This window comes from Pantoea sp. ICBG 985 (assembly GCF_002928365.1).
Lineage (GTDB): Bacteria > Pseudomonadota > Gammaproteobacteria > Enterobacterales > Enterobacteriaceae > Pantoea > Pantoea dispersa.
On the sequence record NZ_POWM01000003.1, the window covers coordinates 486179 to 503259 of the forward strand.

Annotated in this window: 16 protein-coding genes and 1 riboswitch; of the genes, 12 read left to right on the forward strand and 4 right to left on the reverse strand. The window is 60.6% G+C overall.

Annotation, left to right across the window (positions count from 1 at the left end):
- Nucleotides 1-56: 56 nt before the first annotated feature.
- The 11 genes from C1Y42_RS11765 (at nucleotide 57) to C1Y42_RS11815 (ending at nucleotide 12947) form a co-directional block, all read left to right on the forward strand.
- On the forward strand, nucleotides 57-1337 hold the full coding sequence (locus C1Y42_RS11765) for a M20 family metallopeptidase (RefSeq protein ID WP_104093521.1): 1281 nt from the start codon (nucleotides 57-59) through the stop codon (nucleotides 1335-1337).
- A 21-nt stretch (nucleotides 1338-1358) separates the two neighbouring features.
- The gene (locus C1Y42_RS11770; protein WP_104093522.1) at nucleotides 1359-2957 is read left to right on the forward strand and encodes an ABC transporter substrate-binding protein; all 1599 of its coding nucleotides are present in this window, start codon (nucleotides 1359-1361) and stop codon (nucleotides 2955-2957) included.
- Between the two features lie 9 nt (nucleotides 2958-2966).
- Nucleotides 2967-3914: an ABC transporter permease gene (locus C1Y42_RS11775; protein WP_021508731.1), complete on the forward strand. Its 948-nt coding sequence runs from the start codon at nucleotides 2967-2969 to the stop codon at nucleotides 3912-3914.
- On the forward strand, nucleotides 3907-4737 hold the full coding sequence (locus C1Y42_RS11780) for an ABC transporter permease (protein WP_058781361.1): 831 nt from the start codon (nucleotides 3907-3909) through the stop codon (nucleotides 4735-4737). The genes C1Y42_RS11775 and C1Y42_RS11780 overlap by 8 nt, the downstream gene beginning before the upstream one ends.
- Entirely contained in the window at nucleotides 4734-6371 is a 1638-nt protein-coding gene (locus tag C1Y42_RS11785) for an ABC transporter ATP-binding protein (RefSeq protein ID WP_104093523.1), read from the forward strand. The genes C1Y42_RS11780 and C1Y42_RS11785 overlap by 4 nt, the downstream gene beginning before the upstream one ends.
- A gap of 10 nt (nucleotides 6372-6381) precedes the next feature.
- The gene (locus tag C1Y42_RS11790) at nucleotides 6382-7611 is read left to right on the forward strand and encodes a M20 family metallopeptidase (RefSeq protein ID WP_104093524.1); all 1230 of its coding nucleotides are present in this window, start codon (nucleotides 6382-6384) and stop codon (nucleotides 7609-7611) included.
- The gene (locus C1Y42_RS11795; RefSeq protein WP_104093525.1) at nucleotides 7608-8723 is read left to right on the forward strand and encodes a Xaa-Pro peptidase family protein; all 1116 of its coding nucleotides are present in this window, start codon (nucleotides 7608-7610) and stop codon (nucleotides 8721-8723) included. Before C1Y42_RS11790 ends, C1Y42_RS11795 begins: the two co-directional genes overlap by 4 nt.
- 14 nt (nucleotides 8724-8737) lie before the next feature.
- Complete coding sequence (gene ddpX, locus C1Y42_RS11800) at nucleotides 8738-9328, forward strand: D-alanyl-D-alanine dipeptidase (RefSeq protein ID WP_104093526.1); 591 nt, start codon at nucleotides 8738-8740, stop codon at nucleotides 9326-9328.
- Between the two features lie 73 nt (nucleotides 9329-9401).
- Nucleotides 9402-9531: riboswitch (TPP riboswitch) on the forward strand.
- Nucleotides 9532-9599: 68 nt separating this feature from the next.
- Nucleotides 9600-10709, forward strand: a complete 1110-nt coding sequence (locus C1Y42_RS11805) for a long-chain fatty acid--CoA ligase (RefSeq protein WP_104093527.1) — start codon at nucleotides 9600-9602, stop codon at nucleotides 10707-10709.
- Nucleotides 10706-12154, forward strand: coding sequence for an acyl-CoA reductase (locus C1Y42_RS11810; protein ID WP_104093528.1), 1449 nt, complete (start codon nucleotides 10706-10708; stop codon nucleotides 12152-12154). The genes C1Y42_RS11805 and C1Y42_RS11810 overlap by 4 nt, the downstream gene beginning before the upstream one ends.
- Nucleotides 12155-12173: 19 nt before the next feature.
- On the forward strand, nucleotides 12174-12947 hold the full coding sequence (locus C1Y42_RS11815; protein ID WP_059011983.1) for an SDR family oxidoreductase: 774 nt from the start codon (nucleotides 12174-12176) through the stop codon (nucleotides 12945-12947).
- 59 nt (nucleotides 12948-13006) lie between these two features.
- On the opposite strand, the gene C1Y42_RS11820 is transcribed toward C1Y42_RS11815, so the two are convergent.
- Both C1Y42_RS11820 and C1Y42_RS11825 read right to left on the reverse strand, forming a co-directional pair.
- A complete protein-coding gene (locus C1Y42_RS11820) occupies nucleotides 13007-13339 on the reverse strand; it encodes a four-helix bundle copper-binding protein (RefSeq protein ID WP_104093529.1) in 333 nt (110 codons plus the stop codon).
- A gap of 495 nt (nucleotides 13340-13834) precedes the next feature.
- Nucleotides 13835-13999 (reverse strand): general stress protein, encoded by a 165-nt coding sequence (locus C1Y42_RS11825; RefSeq protein WP_010615780.1) that lies wholly within the window; start codon nucleotides 13997-13999, stop codon nucleotides 13835-13837.
- Nucleotides 14000-14489: 490 nt separating this feature from the next.
- On the opposite strand from C1Y42_RS11825, the gene C1Y42_RS11830 reads away from it, so the two are divergent.
- Nucleotides 14490-14996 (forward strand): DUF892 family protein, encoded by a 507-nt coding sequence (locus C1Y42_RS11830; RefSeq protein ID WP_058781369.1) that lies wholly within the window; start codon nucleotides 14490-14492, stop codon nucleotides 14994-14996.
- Between the two features lie 18 nt (nucleotides 14997-15014).
- On the opposite strand, the gene C1Y42_RS11835 is transcribed toward C1Y42_RS11830, so the two are convergent.
- A complete protein-coding gene (locus tag C1Y42_RS11835) occupies nucleotides 15015-15977 on the reverse strand; it encodes a PDR/VanB family oxidoreductase (RefSeq protein ID WP_104093530.1) in 963 nt (320 codons plus the stop codon).
- Between the two features lie 10 nt (nucleotides 15978-15987).
- Nucleotides 15988-17019 carry a molybdenum cofactor-independent xanthine hydroxylase subunit HpxD gene (gene hpxD, locus C1Y42_RS11840; RefSeq protein WP_104093531.1) on the reverse strand — a complete coding sequence of 344 codons (1032 nt, stop codon included), beginning with the start codon at nucleotides 17017-17019 and terminating at the stop codon, nucleotides 15988-15990.
- Nucleotides 17020-17081 lie beyond the last annotated feature (62 nt).

The following is a 17081-nucleotide window of genomic DNA, read 5'->3' on the forward strand; positions in this document are numbered from 1 at the left end:
AGCTGTTCATTTGCATTATCTATAAACTATATAGAAATACAATAAGTGAACAGTTTATGCGGGAAAATTCATCACTACAGCGCGCTCTGACCCATATCGCCGACGATCAGGCGCAGATTCTTGACGATCTGCAACGCATGCTGGCGGTGGATACCTGCTTCCCGCCCGGACTGGGTTACGCAGCATTCGCCGACCTGCTGAGCACGATGCTGCAGCCGATGCATTTTGATTTGCAGCGCGTTTCGGTGCCCGACGCGCTGTGGCAGACGCCGGATGGCAGCGCGCAGGGCGAGCGGGTCAATCTGCTGGCCGCGCTGGATGCCGGCGCGGCTGAGAACTGCAACCTCTACTTCCACACCGATACGGTCCCGGCCGGCGATGGCTGGCGCTTTCCGCCGCTGGCACTCAGCGTGACGGACGACAAGCTGTTCGGACGCGGTGCGGCGGATATGAAAGGCACCATCGTGGCCGCGCTGGCTGCGGTGCGGGCCGCGCAGCGCTATCAGCTCAGGCTGCGCTATAACCCGGTATTTTTACTCTGTACCGACGAAGAGGGCGGTCTCTATCCCGGCATCCGCTATCTGGCCGAACAGCAGTTATTCCACGGCCACCTGCTGAGCTTTAACGGCGGCGCGGTGCCGCGCATCTGGGCCGGCTGTTTTGGCAGTATCGACATCAAAATTATCGTCAGCGGTCGCTCGGCGCACTCCGGCGATCCGCTGCAGGGCATTAACGCTATTGAGGCCGCACTTCCGCTGATGAATGCGCTGTATCAGCTGAAAGGCGAGGTGGAACAGCGGGTTTCGGCAATGCCCGCGCCGCCGCACTATCAGGGCCAGCCGCTCACCGCTTTACTTACGCTGGCCGCCGCGCACGGCGGCAGTAAAGGCTCCACCATTCCGGAACGCTTCGAGCTGCTGGTTAATCGCCGTTATGCACCGGAAGAGCCGTTTGCCGACGTGTGGCAGGAGCTGACGCAGTGCGTGGATAAGGCGATGCAGGGCAGCGCCGCCAGCGACGTCACGCTGCAACTGATTGGCCATCTGGCGCCAGTCGCCGATCCCACCGGTCCGCACTGGCCGCGCTGGCAGGCGGCGCTCAGCCAGGGCTTCGGCTTCCCGCCAGCAGAATTCAAAGCCTGGGGATCCGCCACCAGCTCGGATATGGGCTGGGTACAGCAGGCCGGCATTCAGGAAATTCTGCTGGGCGGACTTGCCCGTCCCGATAACCGCATTCATGCCGCCGATGAATACACCACGATGGCAGATGTTATTGCACTTTCGCAGTCGATTCTGGCGTATCTCGCCAATGATTTTCAGCCAACCCAGGGTAATTAATAAACCAACGAGGAACAGAAGATGTGCGCCATGAAAGGGTTAAACCGCAGACAGTTTATCGCCAGTTCAACCGCCCTGACCGGAGCGGCGCTGCTGCCCTGGTCATTCAGTGCCTCGGCTGCCGCCGTTGCCAGCGCGACCCCGGGCGGCACGCCGCGTAAAGGTGGCGTATTGCGCATCAGCGTTGACCAGGCGGTCAGCGTACTCAATCCCCATCAGGTACGGGTTAATCCGGAATATCTGGTGGCAGAGCTGCTGTACAGCGGCTTAACCCGCCTGACACAGGCGATGAAAGCGGAAGGCGATCTGGCGCAGTCCTGGCAGCCGAACGACGACTTAACCCAGTGGACCTTCACGCTGCGGCCCGATCTGCGCTTCAGCGACGGTTCGCCGCTCACCGCAGCGGATGTGGTCGCCAGCCTGCAGGCGCTGCTGGACCCGAAAAACGCCTCACCGGCGCTGCACAACATCGGCCCGATTAAAACGGTAAGCGCTAAAGACAATAACACCGTCCTGATTGAGACCGAGGCGCCTTATGCCGATCTGCCGGTGATGCTGGCCTATCCGGATGCCAAAATCATCCCGGCGCATATCGCGCAGGGGCAGTACGACAAGCTGAGTAGCGCCTCGCTGGGGGCCGGGCCGTTCCAGCTGGTGTCTTACGATCCGGAACGCAAAATCGTGGTGAAACGCAACCCGCACTATTACGACGCCACGCGGCCGTATCTGAATGGCGTGGAAGTGGTGGTGTATCCCGACGCTATCGCTGAAAGCTCCGCGCTGATTGCCGGCGATACCGATCTGATGCTGAGTGCGCAGTCGAGCGAGTTTGCCCGCTTAGCCAAATCGGCGGGCGTGCTGCCGCTGCGCGTGGCGTCCGGCCAGTTTCTTAACGTCAACATGGGCTGCGATCAAAAGCCGTTTAATGATGTGCGCGTCCGCCAGGCGCTGGCGTTATGCGTAGACCGCCAGGCATCGGTGGATTTTGTCGCAGACGGGCTCGGATCGCCGGGTAACGACACGCCGATCAACGCCGCTTATCCGTATTACGCGCAGCTGACGCAAAAAGCGCTGGATTACAGCAAAGCCAAAGCGCTGCTGGCGGAGGCCGGTTATCCGAATGGGCTGGATTTAACGCTTGTCGCCTCAGACAAACCGTCAACCCGCACCCAGCTGGGGATTGCCCTGCGGGAGATGGCGAAACCGGGCGGTTTCCGTATCAACGTGCAGACCATGGCGCACAGCACCTATCTCGATCAGGTGTGGAAGAAGGGCAATTTCTACGTCGGCTTTTACAATATGCAGCCGACGCCAGATGCGGTGTTTTCTCTGCTCTATACCTCAACAGCGGCGTGGAACGAAACGCGCTGGAACAATGCGGCTTTCGACGGTGCGGTGATGGCGGCGCGCGAAACCAATGACGAAACGCTGCGCAGCCAGCTGTACGGCAAAGCGCAGCAGCTGATGCACGACGAGGTGCCCTCGTTAATCCCGACTTTCTTTGATTTGCTGGCTGCCAGTCGTGAGCACGTGGCGGGCTATCATCTGCATCCGCGCGGGGCGGTGTTCCGCCTCGATCATGTCTGGCTGACCGCTAACGCGCCAAAGCGCAGCCTGTAAGGAGCGACCGTGACAGCAAGTTACCTGCTTAAACGCCTGCTGCTGATGATTTACACGCTGCTGGTGGTGTCGCTGCTGGTGTTTGGCATCACTCAGCTGCTGCCCGCCGATGCCGCGGTTACGCTGCTGGGACAAAACGCCACGCCGGAAGCGCTGGCGGCGGTGCGGGCGCGGCTTGGGCTGGATGCGCCCGCCTGGCTGCAATACTGGCACTGGCTGACACAGGCGCTGCAGGGCAACTTTGGCGTGTCGATGCGCAATGGCCTGGCCGTCGGGCCAACGCTGCTGACGGCGCTATCGCGCTCGCTGCTGCTGGCGCTGTGCGCCCTGTTACTGATGCTGGTGATCGCCATTCCGCTCGGCATCTGGGCGGCCGTGCGGCGCGGTAAGACCGCCGATGTGCTGGTCAGCGTGATCTCGTACATGGGCATCTCGTTTCCGGAATTCGTCACCGCCACGCTGGTGCTGCTGCTGTTTGCCGATGTCTGGCAGATTCTGCCCGCTACCGGCTACGTGCCGCTCAGCGAAAATTTTATCAGCGGTATTCAGCACCTGATTCTGCCGTCGATCACCGTTGCGCTGATTCTGGTGGCACACGTTTCGCGCATGGTGCGCTCGGAAATGGTTGACGTGCTGCACACCGACTACGTTCGCGCCGCGTGGCTGAAAGGCCTGTCGCGCCGGCGCATCCTGTGGCGCCATGCGCTGCGCAATGGCCTGTTGCCCACCATCACCATTGTGGCGCTCGACGTCGGCTATCTGCTGGGCGGGATTGTGGTGGTGGAGGAGATTTTTGCCATTCCCGGTATTGGCCGGGAGCTGATTGTCGCGGTACAGGCGCGCGATCTGCCCACTATTCAGGCCGGCGTGATGATCCTCGCGGCAACCTATGCCGTGGTGAATTTCCTCGCGGATTTGGCCTATGTGATGCTCGATAAGCGGATTTCCTATGCCTGAAATACTGAAACGATTACTGCGCTCGCCGCAGGGTGCGGCGGGGGTGCTGATTCTGCTGCTGGCGCTGCTGATGGTGGCGGGCGGCGCGCACGTGGCACCGTTTGATCCGGAAGCGATCTCGATCCTGACGCGTTACCGCCCGCCCAGCGCAGAACACTGGTTCGGCACCGATCAGCTGGGGCGTGACATTTTCAGCCGGGTGCTGGTCGGCGCGCGATCCACCATTTTGCTGTCGCTGCTGGCGACCGCGCTGGCGATGGTTATTGGCTCGGTGCTGGGCACCGCCAGCGCCTACCTTGGCGGCAAAGTGGATGAATTCCTGATGCGCACCATGGATGCGGTGATGGCGATTCCCAGCCTGCTGTTTGCGCTGCTGATTGTCAGCACCCTGGGGCAGAGCAGCATGAACGCCGTGCTGGCCATCACCATCGCCTTCGTGCCGGGCATGGTGCGCATTGCGCGCAGCGTGGCGCTGGCGGCGCGTCAGCAGGACTACATCAGCGCCGCCATCGCGCGCGGCGAAGCGGGTTACTACATCATTCTGCGCGAAATGCTGCCGAACATTCTCGCGCCGATCATCGTGGAAGCCACCATTCGCGTGGCATTCGCCATCATGCTGTTTGCCACGCTGAGCTTTCTCGGCCTCGGCGCGCAGCCGCCCGAGCCAGAGTGGGGGCTGATGGTGTCCGAGGCGCGCAGCTATTTCTTTAAAGCACCGTGGATGATGATGATCCCCGGTCTGGCTATCGCGCTGGTGGCGATTGGCTTCAACCTGCTGGGCGATGGCCTGCGTGATGTGCTAAATCCAGGGAGCCACAAATGAAAAGTCCGCACAACCCGGTGCTGTCGGTGGACAATTACAGCCTCGATTATGCGTTAGCGCGCGGCCATTCGCTGCCAGTACTGCGCGATATCACCCTGCAGGTGATGCCGGGCGAAGTGCTGGGGCTGGTAGGGGAGTCCGGCTCCGGCAAGACCACCCTCGGCTGGGCGATCATGCGCTGGCTGGCCAGTAACGCACGCGAGCAGGCGGGTGATATCCGGCTGAACGGCGAAAGCCTGCTGCAGTTGCCAGCGCACCAACTGATGGCGCTGCGCGGTAAAAAGCTTGGCATGATTTTTCAGGATCCCAGCGCGTCGCTGAACCCGACGCTGACGCTGGGTGAACAGGTCACCGAAGTGCTGCGCCGTCATCGTGGGCTGTCAGCGCGCGAAGCGCAGCAGCTGGGAGAGTCTCTGCTGCGCGATGTCGAGCTGAAGCACCCGGCACGCATGATGCAGCGCTATCCGCATCAGGTTTCCGGCGGTGAGAAGCAGCGCATCCTGATCGCCACCGCCTTCGCCTGCCAGCCGGACTGCCTGATTTTTGATGAGCCGACCACGGCACTGGACGTTATCAGCTCGGCGCAAATCCTCGATCTTTACGAGCGACTGCGCGCCGAGACCGGCGTCGCATCGCTGTATATCTCACACGATCTGGCGTTGGTGGCGAAAGTGGCCGACCGGGTGTGCGTGCTGGAGCAGGGCCGCATCGTCGAACAGGCCGCGACGCGCACGCTGTTCAGCGCACCCGCGCATGCGTATACGCGCAAACTGATTGCCGCGGTGCCGGATCCGCAGCATCGGCTGGTCGCGGATGCGGCCGGCAGTCAGCCGCTGCTCAGCCTGCAGGCGCTGACGATTGATTATGGCCAGCACGGCGTGCTCGATCGGCTGCTGAAACGGGAGGCGAACACGACGCGGGCCGCCAATGCGGTTTCGCTGACGGTGCATCAGGGCGAAATTCTCGGCGTGGTCGGCGAGTCCGGTTCGGGTAAATCTTCACTCGGTAAGGCGATAACCGGCCTGGTGCCGTTCACTGGCAGTCTCGATTTCTGCGGCGCAACGTTATATGGCCGCGCGCAGATGGACCCGGCGTATCGCCGCCGTGTGCAAATGATTTTTCAGCATCCGGACGCGTCACTCAACCCGCGCATGACCGTCGGCGAAATCATCGCCCGTCCGCTGCGGCTGTATGGACTGCCACCAGGAGAAAGCGAGGCGCAGGCGGTGGCGCGTCTGCTGCAGGAAGTGCGGCTGCCCGCGGAATTTGCCAGCCGCTATCCGCACGCGCTGTCGGGTGGGCAAAAGCAGCGCGTAGCGATTGCGCGCGCCTTCGCTAACCCGCCGGACCTGGTGATTTGCGATGAAATCACGGCGGCGCTGGATGTGTCGGTGCAGGCCACCATTATCGAGCTGCTGCTGGAGCTGCGCCGTCGCTACGGCACGGCGTATCTGTTCATCACCCACGATCTCAATCTCATCCGCCAGATCGCTCATCGCGTGGCGGTGATGTATCGCGGCGATGTGGTGGAAGTGCTGCGCGGCGAGAATATGCGGGCGCAGGCACAGCATCCTTATACCCGTGCACTGCTTGATGCCGTGCACATCCCTGATCTGACCCAATCCGTGGCATAACGAGAAGCGCATGAACCCTGAACAGTTAATTCATCACATCGATCGTGAATACTGCCTCGCTTTCCTGGCAAAAATGGTGCAGCACAAAAGTTACAGTGCCACCGAGGGCGAGCGCGAATTAGCCCGCTATATGGCAGAACAGATGGCGCAGCTCGGGCTGGAGACGGAACTGCAGCCGGTGGCCGGCGATCGGCTGAACGCTATTGGGCGGCTGGCCGGCAGCGGAGGCGGCCACAGCCTGCTGTTCAACGGTCATCTTGATACTAACCCGGTCACCGAAGGCTGGACCGTCGATCCCTGGGCGGGAAAAATCGACGAGCAGTTTATTTACGGCATCGGCGTTTCTAACATGAAAGCGGGCGATGCCGCCTATTTCTGCGCGCTGAAGACGTTGATTGATGCCGGCGTGAAGCTCAGGGGCGACGTGATCCTCACATACGTGGTCGGCGAGTTACAGGGCGGCATCGGTACGCTGGCGGCGATTGAGCAGGGCGTACGCGCCGACTATTTCATCAATGCCGAACCCACGGATTTACAGGCACTGACCATGCATGCCGGCTCGCTGATGTTCACCATTGAACTGACCGGCGATACGCGCCATCTGTCAAAGCGTGAGGAGGCGGTCGACGCGATTGCGGCGGCGGTCGAACTGATTCCGCAGATCAATAACATCACTTTCAGCGGAGCGAAAAGTGCAGAACACCGCAAAATTAACCGTGGCCATATTGGCACCGTACACGGTGCGCTGGGGCGTGATTTGCAGGAGTGGCGGCCGCCGCAGGTCGCGGATTTTGTCCGCCTGAAAGGCTCCGCTCGCTTTGCGCCGGGGCAAACGGTGGACGGCGTGCTGGCCGATCTGCAGGCCCTGCTGGATGCACTGTGCCAGCGCTATCCGGGTCTGCAGGCGCAGCTGTTTGATGACGGCCTGCGCGATAAACCCACCATGCTGCCGTTTGAGGTGTCGCCGGAATCGCCAATCGTTAAAGCGGTCAATCGCGGCTGGCAGACCGTGCGCGGCACGCCGCAGCCCACCGGGGTGATCACGCCGCCCGCCTTCTACGGTACCGATGCGGCGCACCTGTATCAGCATGCGGGCATGGAGGGCATCGTGTGCGGGCCCGGCGGCAAGTACAACACCATGCCGGACGAGCGCGTCGAGATCAGTGAGTTTCTCGATATGGTGCGCATCTATTTGCTGGCCATCCTCGACATCTGCCAGCCGGTTGAACCGGCGTCATGATCGCCGACGCGCTGTCACGGCTGCGCAGCGCCATGCGCGCCGCCGACATCGAGGTGATGCTGATCGATCATGGCGAACTGCTGGCATGGTTAACCGGTTATACCGTGTCGGAAACGCGTTATCGTGCCTGTCTGGTGCCGTTGCAGGACGAACCGTGGATGGTGCTGCGCCAGCTGGATGCCGCGCCGTGCCGCGCGCAGTCACCGCAGCTGGCGATTGACGCGTACCGTGATGAAGACGATCCGTGGCTGGCGGTGGCGCAAAGCCTGACGCGGCGCGGCTATCAGCGGGTGCGGCTGGGCGCGGATTATGCATCCTACGGCATGTCGGTACACAGCTGGCAGCAGCTGGCGCGTCATCTGCCCGGGGTGCGCTGGTGTGATGTCAGCGGCCTCAGCGACCGGTTGCGCAGCGTTAAATTTCAGGCTGAAATCGCCAGCTTACGCCAGGCCGCCAGCATTGCCGATGCCACGCTGGCCCAGCTGAGTGCGCAGGTGCAGGGCGGCTGGCGCGTGCGTGATGTCGCCGCGCTGGCGGCGGCACAATTTCTGCGGCTCGGTGCTGACAGCGGTGAAACCGGACCGATTGTTATCGCCAGCGGCGACAGCGGATTTTTGCATGCCAGCGGCCATGAGCAGCGTCTGCAGCCGGGCGATGTACTGCACGTTGAGCTGATCCCTAAAGTGCGGCACTACAGCGCGCGCCTGATGCGTCCGCTGATTGTCGGTGAAATCTCTGCGGCACGCGCGGCGCTGGCACAACAGCTGATCGCCATTCAGGATAGCCAGCTGCGGGCGATGAAGCCGGGCGTTGCGGCCTGCACGGTGGATGCCGTCGCGCGTGAGGCGGTGCTCAGCGCCGGGCTGCGTGACGATTACAGCAACATCACCGGTTATGCGCTGGGTCTGTATACGCGCACCCCGCGTCCGAGCGATTTCAGCTGCTGTTTTCATCCTCAGGCGCCGTGGTTACTGGAGGAAAACATGGTGTTTCACATGTATATTTCAGCGCAGGGCCTCGCCTTCAGTGAAACCGTGCGCGTCACGGCACAGGGCGCAGAGCGACTCACCACGCTGCCGCGCCAGCCCTTTACGCTGCCGGCTAACAATTAACAGGATGATGTACAGTGCAGGACGTTGAATTAATCGATTTGGCTGCCACCTTGCCGGGCCTGATGTTTGATCTGAAATACGCCACCGTCGATAACATCGCCGGGTATGCTATTTATCGCGACGCGCAGGCGCTGCTGCATCCGGATGCCGCCGCCGCGCTGCGCCGCAGCTGCGATATCGCCCGGCTGGCGGGATTTCGCCTGCTGGTGCTGGACGCGTATCGTCCGCAGCAGGCGCAGTGGCACTTGTGGGATGCCTGTCCGGACGCGGATTATGTGGTGCCACCGGCGCGGGGCTCGAATCACAGCCGTGGCGTGGCGATCGATGTGACGCTGGTGGATGAGGCGGACAACATTCTGGAAATGGGGACCGGGTTTGACGACATGTCTGCTGAGTCGCACCCGTTCCATCCCAACGTGCCGCAGCAGGCGCAGCGCCATCGCCTGTTGCTGAACGCCATCATGCTCGGCGGCGGTTTTGTCGGCATGCCCACCGAATGGTGGCACTTTGAACTGCCGGATGCGCAAAACTATCCGCTGCTCAGCGATCGCTTTGCCTGCGTCAGCCGGGCTGATCGCGCTCCTGTGAATGATATTGCGCGTTAATAATCGCGTTGCTGAAGCGGGGGTTCTGCGCCTTCCCGCCTTGACATGCCCTCCGTTCCGACCCCAGAATGCAGCTTGTTCCAAGGGGTGCCCTGTTAGAGGGCTGAGATTCTACCCGCGCGGCTGTCACGGCCGGCAACGTAGTGACCCTCTGAACCTGATCCGGCTAATACCGGCGTAGGGATGTGGAACCGGGGTCACTGCACGCCCTCATTCCCTCTTTGCGCCTTTCTGCGAATTCTGCGCATCACTCAGCCCCTGGCTGGCCGTTATGCCGCAGTCCAAAGAGGGCACCTTCATGACCGAAGCGTCAATCATTGCCGCGCTGCTGGCATTTATGCAGCGCCAGGAAACCACCGAAGCGGATTTCAACCAGCTGGCGCTGCAGCTGTTCGCGTGGCAATTCGAACACAATCTCCCTTACGCCCGTTTCTCCCGCCAGCGCGGCCGTACGCCGCTGACGGTCAAACAGTGGCGGCAGATTCCGGCGGTGCCGATTACGGCGTTTAAAGATCTGACGCTGAGCTGCCGTCCGGCGGCGGAGATTCCCCACATCTTTATGACCAGCGGCACCACGGGGACCGGCCGGGGGCGCAGCTATCACCCCACGCTGGCGGTTTACGATCGCTCGATGCTGATCAATTTCCGCCAGCGCTTTATGGCCGGATATCCGCGCCTGCCGATGGCGATCCTGTTTCCGCACAGCAGCGAGCTGCCCAACTCTTCGCTGGCCCATTATTTGACGCTGGCGATGCAAGAATGTGGCACGCCAGACAGCGAAGTGATGGTGGATGCGCAGGGGCTGAAACTGCCGCGTCTGATCGCCGCGCTGGAGCAGGCGCAGGCCAGCGGCCAACCCTATGCCCTGCTGGGTGCCAGCTACAGTTTTGTCCACCTGCTGGACGAACTGGCGCGTCAGCAGCGGCGTTTCAGGCTGCCGCCGGGCAGCCGCATCCTCGACACCGGGGGTTTTAAGGGCCAGTCGCGTGAAGTTGCGGCGGAAGCGTTTTATAGCGCGCTGCAGCAGACGCTCGGCGTGCCGCGTTCGCACTGCATCAATATGTACGGCATGACTGAACTCAGCACGCAGTTTTACGATTCCGGCAATGAAATCTGCCCGCCGGTGAAATCCGGACCGCACTGGATCCGCACGCGCGTGGTTAATCCGCTGACCGGTGCGGACGTGCCGGAAGGTGAGACAGGCGTACTGGTGCATCACGATCTCGCCCATTTCAATTCTGTTTCCGCGATTCTGACCGAAGATGCCGGCGTGATGGTGCCCGGCGGGTTTCAGCTGCTGGGGCGCGTCGCGGGCGCGGATGCCAAAGGCTGCTCGCTGGCGATGGAATCGTTTCTCGCTGCTGCGCAGGCACGGGCATGAAACTGTATGCCGGCCATCTGCCGGGCATCCGCCACAGCGAGGTGGCGTGGCACAGCCTGCACTTTGGCCAGCAAGGCAGCACGCTGGAAGTGTGCGTGCCGGTGCTGTCCGAGGCGCAGATTGCCACGCTGGCGGCCAGCGTACGCGATAACGCGCGCCGCTACCTGCACACCCTGAGCGTAGCGCGCATCACCGCGTTGATTGATGAAGCCATCGCGCGCCTGCTTGACCGTTCGCACCCGTTGCGCCAGCAGGCGGAGCGGTTGCTGCCGCTGGTTACCGGCTATGACGCCGGGATGCTGCGGCTCGGTTTAACCGGCTATCTCAAAACCTTCCGTGAACCGCAGCTGCGGCGTTTTCTGGCGGAAGATTTCGGCAACGTGCAGATGCTGGACGATTTTCAGCCGCGGCCAAAAGGCGGCTTTGCCCGCGCGTTTGGTCCGCAGCTGTTGCTGCAGGTCTGGGCCGGCAATGTGCCGGGTTTGCCACTGTGGAGCCTGATTGCCGGCCTGCTGGTAAAGGCGGGAAGCGTGGGCAAAGTGGCGAGCGCTGAGCCGCTGATGGCGGGCTGGTTCGCCCAGCTGCTGGCGGAGATCGATCCGCAGCTGGGCGACTGTCTCGCCGTCGTATGGTGGCAGGGCGGTGATGAACGCACTGAGCAGCAGTGGTTCCGCCAGGCAGATGTAGTGATGGCTTATGGCGGAGAAGCCGCGCTGACGGCGATGCAGCGGCGTCTGCCGCCAGCCACGCGCTTTCTGCCGCATGGCCACAAAATCAGCTTTGGCATGGTGGCGCGCTCGGCGCTGGACGTGCGGCGCGGTCCGGCGCTGGCGCGTCAGGTGGCTTACGATGTGATGCGCTATGACCAGGCCGGCTGTTACTCGCCGCAGGCGCTGTTTATTGAGCGCGGTGGCCGGGTGTCGCCGCAGGATTTTGCTGCTTACCTCGCCCATGAACTTGCCGCGCTGGCACAGCGCTATCCGCGCGCGACGCTGACGCTGGGTGAAAGTCAGGCTGTGGCCGCATGGCGCAACGCGGAGGAAATGCGTGCGCTGAGCGGTGACCGCACGCTGTACGGTGATGAGCACGATGCCTGGGCGGTGGTGTACGTCGATAAGCCGGAGCCGTTACAACCGGGCGCGCTCGGACGCACGCTGAAGGTGATTGCCGTGGATACGCTGGAGGAGACGGTAAGCTGGGTAGCCGCGCAGCGCGCGTATCTGCAAAGCGTTGGCCTCGCGGCCGCGCCCGAGGTGCTGTTTCGGCTGGCGGCGCAGCTCGGTGCGGCGGGCGTCACGCGCATCACGGCGCTGGGTAACATGACTTCACCGGAGGCGGGCTGGCATCACGATGGCCGCTTTAGCCTGCTGGATCTGGTCACCCTGTGCGAAATCGAACAGGCGGCGGAAACCGCCGCTGAACACTATGCGCCCTATCTTGACTGAGCGGGCGTGGAGAAACGCAATGAAATTCAGCAATCACACCGTGCTGGTGACCGGCGCCAGCCGCGGTATTGGCGCCGCCATTGCCCAGGCCTTTGCCGCCGAAGGCGCGTTTGTCGTGGTGAACTATTTACGTAATCACGACGCCGCTGCGCAGGTGGTGGCGGCCTGTGAAGCACAGGGCGGGGGGGCACTGGCGATTGCCGCCGATGTGACCTGTGCCGCACAGGTAGCCGATATGATGCAGCAGATCGACGCCGCCACCGGCCGACTGGATGTGGTGGTGAACAATGCCTTCGCACCTTATCGCTTCGATCCGGACCAGCGCCAGCGCTTCTGGGAAACGTCCTGGTCCGCTTACCAGACGCAGTTTGATGGCGCAGTGAACGCCTGCTACAACGTGTGTCAGGCGGCCTTGCCGCTGATGCGCCGCCGCGCGCGCGGCAGTATCATCAATCTGGTGAGTGATTTGATCGCCCGGCCAGCGGTGGCTTATCACGACTATATCACCGCAAAAACCGCGCTGACGGGCTTTAGCCGGACGCTGGCGGCCGAACTGGGGGCGCTGGGTATTCGGGTGAACTGCGTGGCGCCGGGACTGGTGTATCCCACCGATGCCAGTCAGCATACGCCAGAAGCGGTACGCCATGCGCTGACAGCGCAAACGCCGCTCGGACGACTGGCGCGCGCTGCGGATATCACCGGGCCGGTGCTGTTTCTGGCATCAGCATGGAGCGAATTTGTCACCGGCCAGACGCTGTATGTCGATGGCGGGTTGGTGATGCAGGATCATTAAGCCAGGTCGCCAGTCGCTGCACTGGCGACCTGCCACCGCCCTCCCGGTACCTCAATCCGTTATTCCGCCATGCCCACCGTCATGCAGCTATCTGCGCACTGCAGGCAAATTTCTGCACAGGTCTGACAGTGTGGATGCTGGTGCTTCTGGCACTCCCAACCGGCCAGCTGACAGGCCATCGACGTGATGGTACAGAGCTGCTCGCTCAGTTCACTCTGGGCAGCCAGCAGTTGGGCGGTTACGCGACACAGCGCCGCGCACTGCTGATTCAGGCTAATGCAGACGTTCATCTCACTGGCGTCAGCGTCCAGCAGACAGGCGGCTGCACATTGGTCGCAGGCGGTCGCGCAGCGATAGCACAGCGCAATACAGTCATTGAGGTCAGCGTTCATGCGTTTCCCTTAGCGTCAGGTTAATAGCGACGCAATAGTGAGCGTGAATGGAGAATTTAGCTAAAAGCGGGGTGATATCAAGCGGATAGCGGGTAATTAATCCATGTAAGGTGCATTGCGTATGCAATAATTCCTTAAATATTGCGGAGTTAGCCAATTGTAAGCTTGTGTATATATATCAGCCCGGGTAATTAACGCAGATTAAATAAAAGTGTACAACTCTGCGTGGCTTGTACAAATATAGGGTGCCTGAAGCTGATAGTTAGATAATCAATGATTTAATTTTGGGATAAATAAACTGAAAAGCGGTCGCTGATAAGCGAAGCGGTAAATAACGCAGGATCGCTGAAGATTTGATCGATTAATTGTTTTCGGATGGGAAAATTACTCTCCTGACAAGGTTAGACGTGCGTTTAAGCGAAGCGTAAACGCGATGTCAGGAGAGCACAGTGCAAAAAGTTATCGAGGTTAAATCAATACAAAGATGGGGAGTAGTTATTTACGACGACTGATCTTTCCTCCCTTCCTGCCGGCTTCAATGGCGCGCTGTGGGTCATTTTTGAAGTTACCACCACTGACCTGACCGCCTTTGCGGCCTGCTTCAGCCGCGCGCTCCTTATCGGCGGCGAAGTTGCCTGAACCCCCACGACGTTGCGTCACTTTTTCTTCCTCTTCAGGTTTCTTCTTTGGATCCTTCATTTTTTCCTCTCTGTTCATACCCGCATGAAGCAAAAATAAATGTAGCGATGTTTTTACCATAATCAAGCCAGGAATAATCTTAACTTTTAATTTACAGCACGTTGGTTGTTTAACGATGAGTCAATTTCAGCTGATTTATTCCGGCAAATCATTTGGGGGGGAATTGTTAACATTTTACTTTCATAAAGGGAAGCGTTCTTTTAGCGGCGCTAATGTGAATTGATGACGTTGTGACAATTAACCGCTGTCGCATTTCTTAAAAACCTTTCTTGCACAGCCCGGCTTGCTTGCTACGTTTAATTAAGTTGTTCGCCTGGACTTAATTAGCGCTTCGCTTATTTTTCAGATAACCAGCCTGAAAGCGATGAGGTCAAAGCGTGCTGCCCGATCAGGGATCCATCTCTGACGCCGTTGAGGTAGATCGCCCGTGTCATTCACTTTGGAGCAAACCATGACGAAGGAATCTGTATATCTGGACTGGCTGCGCGATGCGCATGCTATGGAGAAACATGCGGAGAGCCTGCTGAAGGCGGCTGCATCACGTCTGACGGATCATCCCGCGTTGCAGGCGCGTATTGAGCAGTATCTTGAGCAGAGCCGTGACCAGCAGCAGCAGGTGAAAACGCTGCTGCGCCAGTATGACAGCAGCTGGTCGGTGCTGAAGGAGTCGTTAGGCCGGATGTCGGTGGTCGGTCAGGCCGCCAGCGACATGCTGCAGGATGAAGAGGGCATCCGTGTGGCCGTCAGCAGCTACGTGTTCTGTAACTATAAAATCGCCACCTACTCGACGTTGCTGGTGGCCGCAGAGCAGGCGGAAGAGGGGGAGGATGTCAGGATTGTGCGGCGCATTCTGCAGCAGGAAAGCCAGATGGCCAGCTGGCTGCTGCAGCTGCTGCCACAGGCGGCAGAGGAAGCCATTGTGCTGCGCACGGAACCTGAGCTTTCCGGCACGGATTAAGTCATCCTGCGGCGCGCCCTAGAGATCAATCACCAGTTCCGCCGATTTGCTGCGCGAGCAGCATAAGGCGATGTACTGCTCCGGGGCGCTTTTTTCGCTGTCAGACTGCACGGTATCGCGGTGATCGATCTCTCCAGCGGTAACCCGCGTCAGGCAGGCGCCGCATATGCCCATCTCGCAGGAGAGCGGAACGTCGACGCCATGCTCCAGCAGCACCGTGGCAATGGTTTTGTCAGGCGGAATGGTACATTGCTGCCCACTGCGTGCCAGCGTCACGGTAAAGCCTTCTTCAGCCCCAGCCTTGCGGGCGACAGGTTTGAACGCTTCAGCGTGTATGTTGGCGCTGTCCCAGCCGCGCGCCAGCGCCTGCTGCTGCATGTGCGTCATAAACCCTTCCGGCCCGCACAGGTACAGATGCGTGTCGGCGGCAGCATCAAGCAGTTCCGCCGGTGGATAATCACGGGCGCTGCGGCCTTCGCTGCTGTACCAGATTTCACAAAATCCATGCTGGAAACGCTGCGCCAGTTCGGCGGCAAAAGCTTCATCACCGCGCTGGCGCACGAAGTAATGCAGCACAAAAGGCACGGCGGCGGCCTCCAGCGCCAGCGCCATGGCGTACAGTGGCGTAATGCCAATTCCAGCCGCCAGCAAAATGACTTTAGCGGCCGGTTGCAGAGGAAACAGGTTGCGCGGTGGCGAAATCGCAATCGTCTGGCCGGGGCGCAGCGTGTCGTGCACGTAGCGCGATCCCCCGCGTGATTGCCCGTCGCGGGCAATACAGATTTGATAGCCGCGCGCGTCATCGCAGCGTCCGGTCAGTGAGTACTGACGTATCAGGCCATCACGCAGGTGGACATCAATGTGCGCACCCGGTTGCCAGTCCGGCAGCGGCTGGCCATTTTCTGCCACCAGCGTGACGCTGAGATTGTGACGTCCCTGACGATACAGGCCATCCACCACCACATTCAGCAGATCACTCATCGTTGCCTCCTTACACCAGGAAAAATTCGCCGAAGCCCATGCGCTTCAGACCACGACGATAAGCAATGGAGCTGCGATCGGCCGGGATATGCGCTTCCAGAGCGAGGTCGAGCGGCAAACGCTCCGGCTGCTGGGTTTCCACCATCAGGCGGTCTTCTTCGAACACGCGCTGATTGAAGGCGTGCACCTCTTCAACCGGGATGTGCAGGTCAAAATTACGCGCGATAGGTGCAAACATGCGCGTTTTGCGCGCCGATACCGGCGACGCGGCATTCATGATCACCAGGCGCGATTCGCCGGGGAAATGAATGGTCAGCGTGGCGGTAAACGGCAGATGCATCTCGAAATGACGCAGCCAGCTAAATCCTTCCGGCGCCTGCTGCGGACTGTCAGCGGCAAAGTTACTCACTGAGCTCCAGTAATCCACGGCAAAGCCGGTCTCGGTTTCGACCGGGTTATAGGCAGGTACTACCTGGTTGTTGGGATCGGCGAAGGTTTCCGTGTGCACCCAGGCGAAGTGCGCCACATCCAGAAAACCTTCCACCTGGCGTCCGGCAAAGCCGTTGACGTCAAAACCGGGGCAGTTGATCTGTTGAAAACCGGCATCATCCCAGTGCGGCATGGTGGGCAGCGGCGCGGGCTGGTCAGCATCCGGTGCGAGGCACACCCAAATCAGACCAAAGCGCTCTTCCACCGCATAGCTGATCAGATTGAGTTTGGCCGGAATCGGCTGATCGGGGCTGGACGGAATGCGGTTGCAGCGGCCATCGGCACCAAAACGCAAGCCGTGATAAGGGCAGACGATTCCCTCTTCATCGTGAAAACCCAGTGTCAGCGGCACGCCACGATGCGGGCAGACGTCGCGTGCTGCCACCACCTGGCCATGCAGACGGTACAGCACCAGTTGTTCGTCCAGCAGCACCGCTTTGGTCGGTGCGCCGGCGATATCACAGGAACGGGCAACCGGATGCCACTGTCGCGCCAGACGCAGCCAGTCATCAGGTTCAAACGTGCAGTGTGCGGGAGGCGTAATGTTATTCATGCTGTTGTCCTGTCAGGTGCTCACATAAGGCGAAATAGAAGGCTTCATTTTTGTCAGGACAT

Excerpts from the sequence above, each read along its gene's own strand:
- C1Y42_RS11765 (WP_104093521.1), top strand. The coding sequence starts at position 57 with ATGCGGGAAAATTCATCACTACAGCGCGCTCTGACCCATATCGCCGAC.
- C1Y42_RS11770 (WP_104093522.1), top strand. The coding sequence starts at position 1,359 with ATGTGCGCCATGAAAGGGTTAAACCGCAGACAGTTTATCGCCAGTTCA.
- C1Y42_RS11780 (WP_058781361.1), top strand. The coding sequence starts at position 3,907 with ATGCCTGAAATACTGAAACGATTACTGCGCTCGCCGCAGGGTGCGGCG.
- C1Y42_RS11785 (WP_104093523.1), top strand. The coding sequence starts at position 4,734 with ATGAAAAGTCCGCACAACCCGGTGCTGTCGGTGGACAATTACAGCCTC.
- C1Y42_RS11790 (WP_104093524.1), top strand. The coding sequence starts at position 6,382 with ATGAACCCTGAACAGTTAATTCATCACATCGATCGTGAATACTGCCTC.
- C1Y42_RS11795 (WP_104093525.1), top strand. The coding sequence starts at position 7,608 with ATGATCGCCGACGCGCTGTCACGGCTGCGCAGCGCCATGCGCGCCGCC.
- C1Y42_RS11805 (WP_104093527.1), top strand. The coding sequence starts at position 9,600 with ATGCCGCAGTCCAAAGAGGGCACCTTCATGACCGAAGCGTCAATCATT.
- C1Y42_RS11810 (WP_104093528.1), top strand. The coding sequence starts at position 10,706 with ATGAAACTGTATGCCGGCCATCTGCCGGGCATCCGCCACAGCGAGGTG.
- C1Y42_RS11815 (WP_059011983.1), top strand. The coding sequence starts at position 12,174 with ATGAAATTCAGCAATCACACCGTGCTGGTGACCGGCGCCAGCCGCGGT.
- C1Y42_RS11820 (WP_104093529.1), bottom strand. The coding sequence starts at position 13,339 with ATGAACGCTGACCTCAATGACTGTATTGCGCTGTGCTATCGCTGCGCG.
- C1Y42_RS11830 (WP_058781369.1), top strand. The coding sequence starts at position 14,490 with ATGACGAAGGAATCTGTATATCTGGACTGGCTGCGCGATGCGCATGCT.
- C1Y42_RS11835 (WP_104093530.1), bottom strand. The coding sequence starts at position 15,977 with ATGAGTGATCTGCTGAATGTGGTGGTGGATGGCCTGTATCGTCAGGGA.
- hpxD (WP_104093531.1), bottom strand. The coding sequence starts at position 17,019 with ATGAATAACATTACGCCTCCCGCACACTGCACGTTTGAACCTGATGAC.